This is a genomic window from Aeromonas sp. 1805 (assembly GCF_013085525.1).
Taxonomy (GTDB): domain Bacteria; phylum Pseudomonadota; class Gammaproteobacteria; order Enterobacterales; family Aeromonadaceae; genus Aeromonas; species Aeromonas hydrophila.
Window position 1 is genome coordinate 4,424,352 of sequence record NZ_CP038515.1, and the last position, 13,896, is coordinate 4,438,247.

Annotated in this window: 10 protein-coding genes; 8 read left to right on the top strand and 2 right to left on the bottom strand. The window is 58.8% G+C overall.

Translation table 11 applies throughout. The features are described from left to right. Positions 1-33: 33 nt before the first annotated feature. Entirely contained in the window at positions 34-1,653 is a 1,620-nt protein-coding gene (locus E5E96_RS20525) for an ABC transporter substrate-binding protein (RefSeq protein WP_011706430.1), read from the bottom strand. Positions 1,654-1,932: 279 nt separating this feature from the next. After that, entirely contained in the window at positions 1,933-2,568 is a 636-nt protein-coding gene (locus tag E5E96_RS20530) for a YchE family NAAT transporter (protein WP_016351085.1), read from the bottom strand. A 269-nt stretch (positions 2,569-2,837) separates the two neighbouring features. On the opposite strand from E5E96_RS20530, the gene E5E96_RS20535 reads away from it, so the two are divergent. The 8 genes from E5E96_RS20535 (at position 2,838) to E5E96_RS20570 (ending at position 13,791) form a co-directional block, all read left to right on the top strand. After that, complete coding sequence (locus E5E96_RS20535) at positions 2,838-3,470, top strand: 2OG-Fe dioxygenase family protein (protein ID WP_171282999.1); 633 nt, start codon at positions 2,838-2,840, stop codon at positions 3,468-3,470. 295 nt (positions 3,471-3,765) lie between these two features. Next, a complete protein-coding gene (adhE, locus tag E5E96_RS20540) occupies positions 3,766-6,429 on the top strand; it encodes a bifunctional acetaldehyde-CoA/alcohol dehydrogenase (RefSeq protein WP_016351087.1) in 2,664 nt (887 codons plus the stop codon). Between the two features lie 109 nt (positions 6,430-6,538). Continuing rightward, positions 6,539-7,774, top strand: coding sequence for an HD-GYP domain-containing protein (locus tag E5E96_RS20545; protein ID WP_171283000.1), 1,236 nt, complete (start codon positions 6,539-6,541; stop codon positions 7,772-7,774). Between the two features lie 353 nt (positions 7,775-8,127). After that, positions 8,128-9,798 carry a sensor histidine kinase gene (locus E5E96_RS20550; RefSeq protein WP_171283001.1) on the top strand — a complete coding sequence of 557 codons (1,671 nt, stop codon included), beginning with the start codon at positions 8,128-8,130 and terminating at the stop codon, positions 9,796-9,798. A 57-nt stretch (positions 9,799-9,855) separates the two neighbouring features. After that, a complete protein-coding gene (btsR, locus tag E5E96_RS20555; RefSeq protein WP_171283002.1) occupies positions 9,856-10,560 on the top strand; it encodes a two-component system response regulator BtsR in 705 nt (234 codons plus the stop codon). A gap of 140 nt (positions 10,561-10,700) precedes the next feature. Then, entirely contained in the window at positions 10,701-12,122 is a 1,422-nt protein-coding gene (locus E5E96_RS20560) for a carbon starvation protein A (protein ID WP_171283003.1), read from the top strand. Between the two features lie 289 nt (positions 12,123-12,411). Then, positions 12,412-12,750, top strand: a complete 339-nt coding sequence (locus E5E96_RS20565; protein WP_011706438.1) for a DUF3302 domain-containing protein — start codon at positions 12,412-12,414, stop codon at positions 12,748-12,750. Between the two features lie 3 nt (positions 12,751-12,753). Continuing rightward, the gene (locus E5E96_RS20570; RefSeq protein WP_011706439.1) at positions 12,754-13,791 is read left to right on the top strand and encodes an HlyD family secretion protein; all 1,038 of its coding nucleotides are present in this window, start codon (positions 12,754-12,756) and stop codon (positions 13,789-13,791) included. Positions 13,792-13,896 lie beyond the last annotated feature (105 nt).

Consider the following 13,896-nt stretch of genomic DNA (forward strand, 5'->3'; position numbering starts at 1 on the left):
GGGCCTGCTTTGTTATGCGACGTGTTACTTTACTCAGTGAGCAATGATGTACATGTCTTTGCTGTAGAGGTTGTCCAGCGGGTTGGCCGGGTAGCCGCCCACGTAGGACTTGACCATGCGGGAGGTCACGTACTGATAGATGGGAGCGATCGGCATGTCCTTGGCCAGGATCTCTTCAGCCTGCACATAGAGCTTGTTGCGGGCATCGGCATCCACCTGATTGCGCGACTCGTTCATCAGCTTGTCAAACGCCGGGTTGGAGTATTTGCCGTCGTTGTTGCCGTGGGTGGTCTGCATCAGATCCAGCATGGAAGAGGCTTCGTTGTAGTCGGCGATCCAGCCGGCACGACCCACATCAAACTGACCCTGCTTCTTGGTTTCCAGGTAGGTTTTCCACTCCTGGTTGACCAAGCTCACCTGCACGCCCAGCTTCTTCCACATGGAAGCCACGGCAACCGCCACCTTCTTGTGGTTGTCGTCGGTGTTGTAGAGCAGCTCGAACTTGAGCGGTTTGCCCGGGCCGAAACCGGCTTCGGTCAGCAGCTCTTTCGCCTTGGCATCGCGCTCTGCCTGGGTCAGCTTGGACCAGGCCGGCGCCACCGGCTTGAAGCCGTCCACGAAATCAGGCACCAGGGTGTAGCCCGGAGTCTCGCCCTTGCCCATCACCTTGTCGGCGATCACGTTGCGGTCGATGGCATAAGAGAGGGCGGTACGCACCCGCACATCATCAAACGGCTTGTGCTTGAAGTTGTACTGGTAGTAGTAGGTACCGACATAGCCGCTCACCTTAACCTCGTTCGGCAGCTCTTTCTTCATCTGCTTGAAGCGCTCGATGGGCATGTTGTAGGTGAGATCCACTTCGCCAGCCAGATAGCGGTTCAGCTCGGCGTTGGTGGACTGGATCGGCAGATAGGTCACCTTGTTGATGACGGTCTTGGCGTTGTTCCAGTAGTTCGGGTTGCGCTCGACGTCGACGCGCTCGTTGACCACCCAATCCTTCAGCACATAGGCACCGTTGGATACCATGTTGCCGGGCTGGGTCCACTTGTCACCGAACTTCTCGATCACCTTCTTCGGCACCGGGTAGGTGGTAGTGTGGGAGAGCATGCTGACGAAGTAAGGCACCGCCTTCTCCAGCTGCACCTCGAAGGTGTAGTCGTCCACTGCCTTCACGCCCAGGGTGTCGGCCGCTTTCTTGCCGGCGATGATCTCGCTGGCATTGACGATGGTCGGGATCTCCAGATACCAGGAGTAGGGAGACGCCGTCTTGGGATCCACGGCCCGCTTGAAGGCGAACTCGAAATCGTGGGCTGTCACGGGATCCCCGTTGGACCACTTGGCATCTTTGCGCAGGTGGAACACGAAGTGTTTGTTGTCCTTGGTTTCCCAGGACTCGGCCATGGCGGGAAGCACTTCCCCTTTGGGGCCGGAGGCAACGAGACCTTCGAACAGGTCACGCAGAATATTGGATTCAACCGTTCCTTCGGTTTTGTGCGGGTCGAGAGTGGCAGGCTCGGAGCCATTGCCTTTTACCAGCTGCTGAACGTCAGCCAGTTTGGTACCTGCGGGAACATCGGCGGCTTGTGCCGCGTTGACACCGCCGAACAGTGCTGCCACCAAGAGGGTATTAATCATTGTTTTTTTATGAGTCATTTCCATACTCCACAAGAACATTCCATGCAATTTCCCATCAACGGGATAAGTACCCCGCTGCCAGCATAATTCCCTGACATTTCTGATAATGCAATAGATATTGTCAGGCAGGACTGGGCTTCATGGTCAAAAAAGCAGCTTTTAACCAATTATTCAGAATTTAAATATCGCGTGATGGACGTTTTTTATACAAACCCGCTCGATTCTAGGAAATGACCAACAAAAAAGAAACAATAAAAAGCCGGTCACGAGGACCGGCTCCAACAAAACAGACCTGAATCACATCAATCCGGGGAAGACCCCCTTGATCCCCGCCACCATGATCTCGATGCCAAGCGACATCATGATGAGACCCATGATCCGGGTGACCACGTTGATGCCGGTGTTGCCCATCACCTTGAACAGCAGGGGGGCGGCGCGGAAGATGAGCCAGGAGCAGAAGGCAAACACCATCACTACCACCGACATCCCCAGCATCTGGGACCAGGTGCTCTGGCTGGCATAGACAATAGAGGAGGAGATGGCACCGGGGCCGGCCATCAACGGCAACGCCAGCGGCACCACAGCGACAGATTCCCGCGCGGCGAGCTCCCCTTTCTCCTGCTTGTTGTGCTTCACCTCCCCCAGCTTGCCCTGCAGCATGGACCAGGCGATCAGGGTGATGAGCGAGCCGCCGGCAATGCGAAACGACGCCAGCGAGATGCCGAAACCATCGAGGATCAGCTGCCCCATGTACATGGAGACCAGCAGGATGATCATCACCGCAATGTTGGCGGTGGTGTTGGTCTTCATCCGCTCTTCCGGCGTTTGATGGCTGGTCAGACTGACAAACACCGGCAACAGGCCGAGCGGGTTGATGATTGCGAACAAACCGATGAAAAACTTCAGATATAAAGAGACGTCAATTGCTGCCATAGGCGCCATCCAGAAGTAGAACGAGGCCCTGCGGGCCACCCCGATAAACCGTGCGTAAATTTACACCATGGCCGAAACCTTCACCAATCAAATAATCTCACCCTTTCCGTGGCTTTTCAGTTAGTTCCTCTAATGTCACGACGAAATTCAACATATCAAGTTGTTAATAAATATTGTCGCCATTTAACACTCTGATAAAATCACTTCGAGTTTTATGCGGCCACGGAGTTTTGGCGCAACATTTCATCTTCGTAAAAAAGGATTTTGTAATGATTGATACGGACATCAAGTTGCAATGGCATCTGGATTCACTGCCCACTGGCAGTGTCGCCCCCCTACTGGGTTTCTTCGACCGGCTGCCGGTTGATCCCTATATCCAGGGCCGCTTTCGCGAACGCCGTTACGGCCGGGTTGAAAAAGAGGGCAGCCGCTTTTATCCCCTCGACAACGGCGTCTTCTTTCAGGCGGCCGCCATCAACAAGTTTTTGGGGGACGTGCCCAGAACCTATGCCGAGCTGGATCCCGCCTTCGTCGCCCACCCCACCTTCCAGCTGATGCTGACCCGCTTTGCCCGCCACACCCGGCTGGCGGATGGCCAGGCCATCGGCATTCACCAGATGCGCATCGTCACCGGCGAAGGTGAAAGCGTGCCGCCCGCCCCGGAAGGCGTGCATCAGGACGGCTTTGATTTCATCGGGGTATTCTTTTGTGGCAGTGACGGGGTCAGCGGCGGCGCCTTGCAGCTCTATCATGGATTAAAAGAACAACCATTTTTTCAACAACAATTAAACGCTGGCGAGTATCTGATCCTGGATGATCGCCGTTTCTATCACAATGCCGCCCCCATACTGCCCCAGGGTCCGCACCGGGGACACTGGGACGTAATCGTGCTAACTGCTTGAAAAATGGTGCGTGAGCCCCTGTTCACGCCCCATTCATCCCGCTTCTGGCCCACTCAACAACTGCGCAACATCTGGCAAACATGTATTGTGAAACAAAATTTCTTTTGTTCTTTTGTTACACATGATCCAGATCAAGTTTTTCTGAGTCAGCCCCGCTCTATAATCGACTCAGAAAGCGATTTAGTAAGGCATGTAAATACCCCGTTGTGGTGATTCTGTTCTTGACAGGGCATCTATAATTGCCGGGCATTGCCAACGTCTTACTAAACAGTTTTCAAATCATCAGGAGATAAACATGGCAGTAACCAATATGGCTGAACTGGATGCACTGGTCGCCCGCGTCAAAGAAGCCCAGCGTGAATTCGCCAGCTTCTCGCAAGAGCAGGTAGACAAGATCTTCCGTGCCGCCGCCCTGGCCGCCAGCAATGCCCGTATCCCCCTGGCCCAGATGGCCGTGGAAGAGTCCGGTATGGGTATCATCGAAGACAAGGTTATCAAGAACCACTTCGCCTCCGAATACATCTACAACAAGTACAAAGAAGAGAAGACCTGCGGCATCCTCAGTGAAGATGACGAGATGGGCACCATCACCATTGCCGAGCCGGTAGGTATCATCTGCGGTATCGTACCGACCACCAACCCGACCTCCACTGCGATCTTCAAATCTCTGATCTCCCTGAAGACCCGCAACGCCATCATCTTCTCCCCGCACCCCCGTGCCAAGAACTCCACCAATACCGCTGCCAAGCTGGTACTGGATGCAGCCATTGCCGCCGGTGCACCGAAAGACATCATCGGCTGGATCGATCAACCGACCGTTGAACTCTCCAACGCCCTGATGAAGCACAACGACATCAACCTGATCCTGGCCACCGGTGGCCCGGGCATGGTGAAAGCCGCTTACTCCTCTGGCAAACCTGCCATCGGTGTGGGTGCCGGTAACGTACCCGTTGTCATCGACGAAACTGCCGATGTGAAGCGCGCCGTCGCCTCCATCCTGATGTCCAAAACCTTCGACAACGGCGTGGTCTGTGCCTCCGAGCAAGCCGTCATCGTGGTTGACTCCATCTATGACCAGGTGAAAGAGCGTTTCGCGACTCACAACGGTTATGTGCTGACCAAAGAAGAAGCTGACAAGGTCCGCAAGGTCATCCTGATCAACGGTGCCATGAACGCCAACATCGTGGGCCAGCCTGCCACCAAGATCGCCGAAATGTCCGGCGTGACCGTGCCCCCCACCACCAAGATCCTCATCGGTGAAGGTCTGGAAGTGTGTGAAGAGGAAGAGTTCGCTCACGAGAAGCTCTCCCCGACCCTGGGTATGTTCCGTGCCAAGAACTTCGAAGAAGCCGTCGAAATGGCCTGCACCATGGTCAACCTCGGTGGTATCGGCCACACCTCCGGTCTGTACACCGACCAGGATCGCAACGCCGACCGCATCAAGTACTTCGGCGACAAGATGAAGACCGCCCGTATCCTGATCAACACCCCGACCACCCAGGGTGGTATCGGTGACCTGTACAACTTTGCCATCGCACCGTCCTTGACGCTGGGTTGCGGTTCCTGGGGTGGTAACTCCATCTCCGAAAACGTGGGTCCCAAGCACCTGATCAACAAGAAGACAGTCGCAAAACGGGCAGAAAATATGCTGTGGCACAAACTTCCGAAATCCATCTACTTCCGTCGTGGTTCCCTGCCGATCGCCCTGGGCGACCTGGAAGGTAAAAAGCGCGCACTGGTCGTGACCGACCGCTTCCTGTTCAACAACGGCTACGCCGACGAAGTGGTTCGTCTGCTCAAGGGCCTGAAGATGGAAGTGGAAGTGTTCTACGAAGTAGAAGCCGACCCGACTCTGTCTGTAGTACGCAAAGGCGCCGAGATGGCCCACTCCTTCAAGCCGGACGTGATCGTCGCGCTGGGCGGTGGTTCACCGATGGATGCGGCCAAGATCATGTGGGTGATGTACGAGCACCCGGAAACCGCGTTCGAAGACTTGGCCATGCGCTTCATGGACATCCGCAAGCGTATCTACAAGTTCCCGAAAATGGGCGTGAAGGCCGAACTGGTCTGTATCACCACCACTTCCGGTACCGGTTCTGAAGTGACCCCGTTTGCGGTCGTGACCGATGACGCCACCGGCATGAAATACCCGCTGGCCGACTACGAGCTGACCCCGAACATGGCCATCGTCGACGCCAATCTGGTCATGGGCATGCCCAAATCCCTGTGTGCCTTCGGCGGTATCGATGCCGTGACTCACGCCATGGAAGCCTACGTTTCCGTACTGGCCAACGAGTACTCCGACGGTCAGGCGCTGCAAGCCCTGAAACTGCTCAAAGAGTACCTGCCGTCCAGCTACCAGAACGGTGCCAACGACCCGGTTGCTCGCGAGAAAGTGCACAACGCTGCCACCATCGCCGGTATCGCGTTCGCCAACGCCTTCCTGGGTGTGTGCCACTCCATGGCCCACAAACTGGGTGCCGAGTTCCACATTCCGCACGGTCTGGCCAACGCCCTGCTGATCAGCAACGTGATCCGCTACAACGCCAACGACAACCCGACCAAGCAGACTGCGTTCTCCCAGTACGACCGTCCGCAGGCTCGCCGTCGCTACGCCGAAGTGGCCGACCACCTGGGTCTGACTGCCGCCGGTGACCGTACCGCCGCCAAGATCGAGAAGCTGCTGGTATGGCTGGACGAGCTGAAAGCCACCCTGGGCATCCCGGCCTCCATCCGTGAAGCCGGCGTGTCTGAAGCTGACTTCCTGGCCAAGGTTGACCAGCTGGCCGTGGAAGCCTTCGATGACCAGTGCACCGGCGCCAACCCGCGCTACCCGCTGATCAGCGAGCTGAAAGCCATCCTGCTGGACACCTACTACGGCCGTCCCTTCACCGAAGACGCTCAGGTAGCGGCCAAGGTTGAAGCCAAGGTTGAAGGCAAGAAGAAGTCCAAAGCCTGATAAGCTGAACCGACTCGAGAGCCCGCGCACATGCGCGGGCTTTTTTGTTTGTCTATCTGCTTAATTTTGCTAGCTTGTTCATAGGCATTCATGAAATGCGAGCTAGCGTATGGCGCTGATACAAGCCTCCATCGAGCAGTTGCGGGTAGGCCACTACATCCATCTCCCCACGGGATGGACTAACCACCCTTTTATGTTCAATGCATTCAAGATCAAGGATCAGCAGCAACTCGACATCATTCGCCATCTCGATCTCAGCCTGCTGATGGTGGACCCTGACAAGAGCGACCTGCCTATCGAGCCCATCTTGCGCGGTGACATTCCTTCCGCCGGACCTGACCTGTCGATCATCGAAGAGCTGGTGGATAGCGGCCCTGCCCCGTTTGATGAGAAAGCCTTTCGCCGTTCTCTGCGCGCCGCCGACAAGGCCTTCGGCCAATCCATGTCCGAGCTGCGCGATGCGCTGGGGGCACTCAACCTCAAGCCAGACGAAGGGCTCGCCAACACGGCGCAGATAGTGCGCAACGCCGCCGCCCGCATCAGTGCTCACGAAGGCCCGCTCGGCCTGCACCTCATTCGCAGCCCGCATACCGACATCCTGCTGCAGCACAGCCTGAACGTGGCTTTCATCGCCATGCTGATGGCCCGCGAGCTCGGCATGAACCCCATTGAAATCGAAGAGACCGGGCTGGCCGGCCTGGTGCACGACATCGGCGAGCTGAAGATCCCGACCCAGATCACCCAGAAACGGGGGGAGCTCAACAAGTCAGAGCAAAACTTCCTCAACATGCACCCCCAGTACGGGCTGGAGATGCTGACCCAGCTGCAGGCCTTCGAGCCCAAGATCCGCCAGGTGGCCCATCTGCATCATGAGCGCCTCGATGGCAGCGGCTTTCCGCTCGGCATCAAGGGGGGCGAGATCCCGCCGCTGGCGCGGATCATCGGGCTGGTGGATTACTATGACGAGCTGCTGCACCCGCGCAACAGCGCCACGCCGGCGGCGCCGAGCCAGGCCATCAGCCAGCTCTACAAGCTGTCGCAGAAGAAATTCGACCAGGATCTGGTCAAGCTGCTGATCAAGGTGCTGGGGGTCTATCCGCCCGGTTCGCTGGTGATGCTCTCAGACGACTCGGTGGCGCTGGTGCTCTCCACCGAGCCCACCATGCCGCTCAAACCCAAGGTGCTGCCCTACATCAAGGCACAGCGGCCGGAAGGGGTGGCGATGATCGACCTGCGGGAAGATGAGCGCACCATCAAATCATTTATCAAGCAGGAAGAGCTGGATGAGGGGCAACGGCTGTTTTTCAACCTGACCCGACGCTTCTGTTACTATTTTGCCTTCTGAGTTATCCCCAGAAGCTGGGGATAACTCATTGGACAAACCTGAATAATCACTCGATTGCCCGCAAAATTGTTCGCCATCCACCATGGATAAAAAACGCCCAGCCAAGGGGCCGGGCGGAGCATGCCACCTCCGTGTGGCGTATCCAGCGGATACATTCATGCTCCATCCAGCAATATCAACCCTTGGGCGATTACACAAATATCAATTTAACATGCTGATTTAATATGGTTTTATTTCACGTTTCTGGCACACTGCGGCCGCAATCCCGCCCTGGCGCCCCGCAGAACAAGATCCTGATCACATTTATTCAAGGTTGCCGCTTTTTTCGGCACGGACTCTGAGGAACGTTTTTTATGCAGTTGGTCCTCTCCCTGCTTCAACAGATGAGCGTCAGCCTGGTCATCGCCTACCTCTTTTCCAAGAGTCCGCTGCTGCGTCCGCTGGCCAACTATTCGGTCAGGCTGCCTCACAAGGTGCTCATCTACATTACCTTCTCCTGCTTCTGCATCCTCGGCACCTACGTGGGGCTGGACATCGACGACGCCATCGCCAATACCCGCGCCGTCGGCGCCGTGCTGGGCGGGCTGCTGGGGGGCCCACTGGTGGGCTTTCTGGTGGGGCTGACCGGCGGCCTGCACCGCTATACCCTGGGCGGCTTCACCGATCTCGCCTGCGCCATCTCCACCACCTGCGAGGGGCTGCTGGGTGGGCTGGTGCACTGGCGGCTGATGCGGGCGGGCAAGATGGATGCGCTGTTCGAGCCGCGCATCGCCTTCTTCACCACCCTCTACGCCGAGATCATGCAGATGGTGATCATCCTGCTGGTGGCCACGCCATTCGATAAATCCCTGCTGCTGGTGCGCACCATCGCCACCCCCATGATCCTGGCCAACTCCTGCGGCGCCGCGCTCTTCATCAGCATGATCCGCGATCAGCAGCAGATGTACGAGAAGTTCTCCCGGGTCTTCTCCGCCAAGGCGCTCAACATAGCCAACCGCACCGTCGGCATCATGAGCCAGGGTTTCACCCCCGAGGCCAGCCACAAGATTGCCCGCATCATCCAGGAGGAGACCGGGGTCGGCGCCGTCGCCATCACGGATACCGACAAGATCCTCGCCTTCATCGGCATCGGCGAGGATCATCACCAGCCTGGTACCCCCATCACCTCGGCCATCACCATGCAGGCCATCACCCGCAACAAGGTGCTGTTTGCCGACGGCAACAGCCAGCCCTACCGCTGCAGCATCTCGCCCCAGTGCCAGCTCGGCTCGGTGCTGGTGATCCCGCTGCACGGCGACGAGGGGGTGATCGGCACCATCAAGCTCTATGAGCCCAAGAAGCGGCTGTTTCTCAAGATCAACCACACCCTGGGGGAAGGGATTGCCAACCTGCTCTCCCAGCAGTTGCTGACCGGCCGGCTGGAGCAGCAGCAGCGACTGCTGGTGCAGTCCGAGCTCAAGCTGGTGCAGGCCCAGATCAATCCCCACTTTCTGTTCAACACCCTCAACACCATCAGCGCCATCACCCGGCGCGAACCGGAGCGGGCGCGCCAACTGCTGCTGCACCTCTCCCTGTTCTTTCGCAAGAACCTCAAGCGCCAGAGTGGCCTGGCCACCCTGCAAGAAGAGCAGGAGCACTGCCAATCCTATCTGGAGATCGAGCTGGCCCGCTTTGGCGACCGGCTGACGGTGCAAAACGAGATCCCGCCGGCCCTCGCCGACCTCAAGCTGCCGAGTTTCACCCTGCAGCCCCTCATCGAGAACGCCATCAAGCACGGCATCTCCACCCTGCTGGAGCAGGGACACATTCGCCTCTACACCGAGCAGACGGCAGAGCGGGTCACCATTCACGTGGAGGACAATGCCGGCACCTGGCAGGAGAAACCGGCCGGCGACGGGCTCGGCATGACCCTGGTGGACCGACGCCTCAAGAGCGCCTTCGGCAACCGCTATGGCCTGAGCGTCAGTTGCGAGCCCGACTGCTGGACCCGGGTCTCCGTCACCCTGCCAAGGGAATTGCCATGATCCGGCCGCCGTCCCACACCATCTTCACTCACTACCCCAACCACGCAGGAGAACCCCATGATCCGCACCCTCATCGTCGATGACGAGCTTTACGCCCGCGAGGAGCTGATGCAGCACCTGGCCGCCGAGCCCGATATCGAACTGCTGGGCGCGGCCGCCAACGCCATCGAGGCGCTGCCGCTTATTCAGCGGCTCAAACCCGACGTGGTGTTTCTCGACATCCAGATGCCCAAGCTCAGCGGCATGGAGCTGGTGGCTATGCTCGATCCCCTGCCCCGCATCGTCTTCGTCACCGCCTTTGACGAGTACGCTATCCAGGCGTTCGAGGAGAACGCCTTCGACTACCTGCTCAAACCGGTGGAGCCGGCCCGCCTCGCCAAGACGCTGGCGCGACTCAGGCAAGATCTCAGCCCCCAGCCCATGACGGCGATCGCCCCCGCCATTCGCCACATCCCTGGCTACCTGCACAACCGGGTACGGCTGCTGCCCATCGAGCAGGTGGAGTACGCCTTCTCCGATCTCGGCGGAGTGCACGTGGCGAGCCAGGGCGAGCTGTTTCACACCCAGCTCACCCTCAAATCACTGGAGGAGAAGACCCCGCTGCTGCGCTGCCACCGCCAGTATCTGGTGGCCCCGGCCGCCATCTTCGAGATCCGGCTGCTGGAGAACCAGCTGGCGGAGATAGTGACGCCGAGCGGCACCCGGGTGCCGGTCAGTCGCCGATACCTGAAGGAGTTGAAGGAGATGCTGGGGCTGGAGTAAGCCCCGCGATGTGAGCCGGATCACGAGCGCCGACCGCTCGGTCCGCCATATGACCGCTCATGCCGTTTTACCTGCCGTCAACAGAGCAAGCCCCTACACTGGCCGCGCACACCCAACAATAACAAAGCAGGAGCGTAGCAATGATCTGGTTCTTCCTCTGTGTCGGCTTGCTGATAGCCGGCTATTTCGTATACGGCAAATTCATCGAACGGATATTCGGCCCCAAGCCGGAGCTGAAAACCCCCGCCATCACCATGGCGGACGGGGTGGACTATGTCCCCATGTCGGACAAGAAGGTCTATCTGGTTCAGCTGCTCAACATCGCCGGCGTCGGCCCCATCTTCGGCCCCATCCTGGGCGCCCTCTACGGTCCGGTCGCCATGCTCTGGATCGTATTCGGCTGCATCTTCGCCGGTGCGGTGCACGACTACTTCTCCGGCATGCTGTCGGTGCGCGCCAAGGGCGCCTCGGTGCCGACCGTGGTTGGTGAACACCTCGGCACCACCGCCAAGCACTTCATGAACCTGTTCGCCGTGGTGCTGTTGATGCTGGTGGGCGTGGTGTTCGTGCTGAGCCCGGCAGGCCTTCTGGCCAACCTCACCTCCACCGATCTGGTCTACTGGATTGCGGCCATCTTCGCCTACTACATCCTGGCGACCATAGTCCCCATCGACAAGATCATCGGCCGTTTCTACCCCATCTTCGGCGCGCTGCTGGTGTTCATGTCGGTCGGCCTCATCATCGGCCTCATCGTCTCCGGCAAAGGCTTCTACAACACCGGGATGGATTTCTCCAACCTGCACCCGACCGAGCTGCCGCTCTGGCCGCTGCTCTTTATCACCATCGCCTGCGGCGCCGTGTCGGGCTTCCACGCCACCCAGTCACCGCTGATGGCGCGCTGCATGCAAAACGAGAGCTCCGGCCGCTTCATCTTCTACGGCGCCATGATTGGTGAAGGGATCATCGCCCTCATCTGGTGCACCCTGGGTCTCTCCTTCTACGACAGCACCGAGGCGCTCAACGCCACCCTGGCCAGCGGCGGCCCCTCTGCCGTGGTGCACGAGGTCTCCACCAGCCTGCTCGGCACCATCGGCGGCATCCTGGCCATCCTCGGCGTGGTGATCCTGCCCATCACCTCCGGTGACACCGCGTTTCGCAGTGCCCGCCTCATCGTCGCGGACTTCCTGAAACTGACCCAGAAACCCATGGCCAAGCGACTGCTGATCGCCATCCCCATGTTCATCCTCGGTTTCATCATCTCCAAGGCCGAATTCGGGGTGATCTGGCGCTACTTCGGCTGGGCCAACCAGACCACTGCGGTGATGATGCTGTGGGCGGCGGCGGCCTACCTCGCCAAAGAGGGCAAGCTGCACTGGGTCTGCACCATTCCCGCCATGTTCATGACCGCCGTGGTGTTCACCTACCTGGCCAACGCCCCCATCGGGTTCGGGCTGGAGATGGGCGTCTCCACCATGATTGGACTGGCCAGCACCCTGATCGTCACGGTGGCCTTCCTGGTGAAATTCAGGCCTGCGCTGATCAACAAGCCCAGCGAAAGTTGATCCACGCCAACCATGTCAAAAAAGGAGCCGTCAGGGCTCCTTTTTTTGCTGAACATTTCCCTTCAGCAATGCCATACTCCCAGCGTAAGTCCTTGTCATGGATACGACTTTACGGACTTGCCCCCAACAACATCAGCGTCTGTTTTGACGACTTGGAAACTACTTAAGCTTCAGTACAACAAAACAACTTAAGATTTCGGGCCCGACAGGAGGGAAATCAGGTGGCTGACTGCCTTGCAGAGCCCTGTTCCCAATGACAATGCGGTGCGTCAAGCCAGCGGAGGCGTAAATGGCACTCGATTATTTTGCTCTTGGTCTGCTTTTTTTTGTGGGTTTGGTCATTTTTTATGGGGTCATCGTCATTCACGACATTCCCTATGAAATAGCCAAACATCGTCAACACCCCCATCAGGACGCCATTCACGTGGCCGGCTGGGTCAGTCTGTTCACGCTGCACGTGCTGTGGCCCTTCCTCTGGATCTGGGCCACCCTCTATCGTCCCGAGCGGGGCTGGGGCTTCAACCAGCGGCTGCAGCAGGATGAAGATGATATCCAGCAGCTCAAACAGGAGCTGGCCGACCTCAAGGCCCGCCTCAATACCATCGAACAGACCGAGCAACAGGGATAAATCATGGACCTGCTACTGATCCTGACCTACACGGCCGTCTGCGTGGCCATCTTCAAAATTTTCCGTATCCCGCTCAACAAGTGGACCGTGCCCACCGCCGCACTGGGTGGCGTGCTGCTCATCGGCACCCTGATCATGCTGATGAACTACAACCACCCCTACTCCGAGATGGCGCGCAACTACTACGTCTCCACCCCGATCGTGCCGCTGGTCAAGGGCCGGGTCATCGAGGTGCCGGTACAGGCCAACCAGCCGGTGAAGAAGGGTGACGTGCTGTTTCGCCTGGATGCCGCCCCCTTCCAGTTGAGGGCGGACAGCCTGACGGCGCGGGTTGAATCCAACCGCAACCACCTCAAGTCCATCGAGGCCAGGCTGCGCTCCGCCAAGCTCGACCGGGATCGCGCCAGCGACCTGATGCGTCGCGGCGTCGGCAAGCAGCGTGACCTCGACGTCACCCAGGCCAACGTGGACGACATCGTGGCCCAGATCGAGCAACAACAGGCGACGCTGGAAGATCTGCAGGCCCAGCTCGACGAGGCCAGGTATCAGGTCGAACAGACAGTGGTCTATGCCCCGAGCGACGGCCACGTGGTGCAGCTGGCCCTGCGCCCCGGCATGATAGCCACCCCCTTCATGTACCGCCCGGTGATGACCTTCATTCACAAGGACGAGACCGCCTATGTGGGCTGGTTCTGGCAGAACAGCATGCAGCGTCTGGCGGTGGGCGATGAGGCCGAAGTGGTGATCGACGGCATCCCCGGCAAGATCTTCCAGGGCCAGGTGACCGCCGTGATCCCGGCCATCGCCGCCGGCAACGTGCAGGCCAACGCCGGCCTGCTGGATCAGGCCAGTGCCGTTCAGCCGGGCCGCCTGCCGGTGCTCATCTCCATCACCGACCCCGAATGGCCCAAGTATCAGGTGATCGCCGGGGCCAGCGGCCAGGCTGCCATCTACACCAAGCACTTCCACCATGTCTCGGTGATGCGCAAGGTGCTGCTGCGCATGGCCAGCTGGATGAACTACGTCTTCCCCTTCCACTAAGCGAAGACATCATCGCCAGCGGGCCGGCACCATGCCGGCCCGCTGTTTTTTTGCGCCAAGATCCCTATAATGGCGCCATCCTGCACCACCCCATATCGACACACC

Bases quoted from the DNA above. Each gene is read 5' to 3' on its own strand.
- E5E96_RS20525 (WP_011706430.1), bottom strand. From the start codon at position 1,653: ATGACTCATAAAAAAACAATGATTAATACCCTCTTGGTGGCAGCACTG.
- E5E96_RS20545 (WP_171283000.1), top strand. From the start codon at position 6,539: ATGGCGCTGATACAAGCCTCCATCGAGCAGTTGCGGGTAGGCCACTAC.
- E5E96_RS20560 (WP_171283003.1), top strand. From the start codon at position 10,701: ATGATCTGGTTCTTCCTCTGTGTCGGCTTGCTGATAGCCGGCTATTTC.
- E5E96_RS20530 (WP_016351085.1), bottom strand. From the start codon at position 2,568: ATGGCAGCAATTGACGTCTCTTTATATCTGAAGTTTTTCATCGGTTTG.
- adhE (WP_016351087.1), top strand. From the start codon at position 3,766: ATGGCAGTAACCAATATGGCTGAACTGGATGCACTGGTCGCCCGCGTC.
- btsR (WP_171283002.1), top strand. From the start codon at position 9,856: ATGATCCGCACCCTCATCGTCGATGACGAGCTTTACGCCCGCGAGGAG.
- E5E96_RS20570 (WP_011706439.1), top strand. From the start codon at position 12,754: ATGGACCTGCTACTGATCCTGACCTACACGGCCGTCTGCGTGGCCATC.
- E5E96_RS20535 (WP_171282999.1), top strand. From the start codon at position 2,838: ATGATTGATACGGACATCAAGTTGCAATGGCATCTGGATTCACTGCCC.
- E5E96_RS20550 (WP_171283001.1), top strand. From the start codon at position 8,128: ATGCAGTTGGTCCTCTCCCTGCTTCAACAGATGAGCGTCAGCCTGGTC.
- E5E96_RS20565 (WP_011706438.1), top strand. From the start codon at position 12,412: ATGGCACTCGATTATTTTGCTCTTGGTCTGCTTTTTTTTGTGGGTTTG.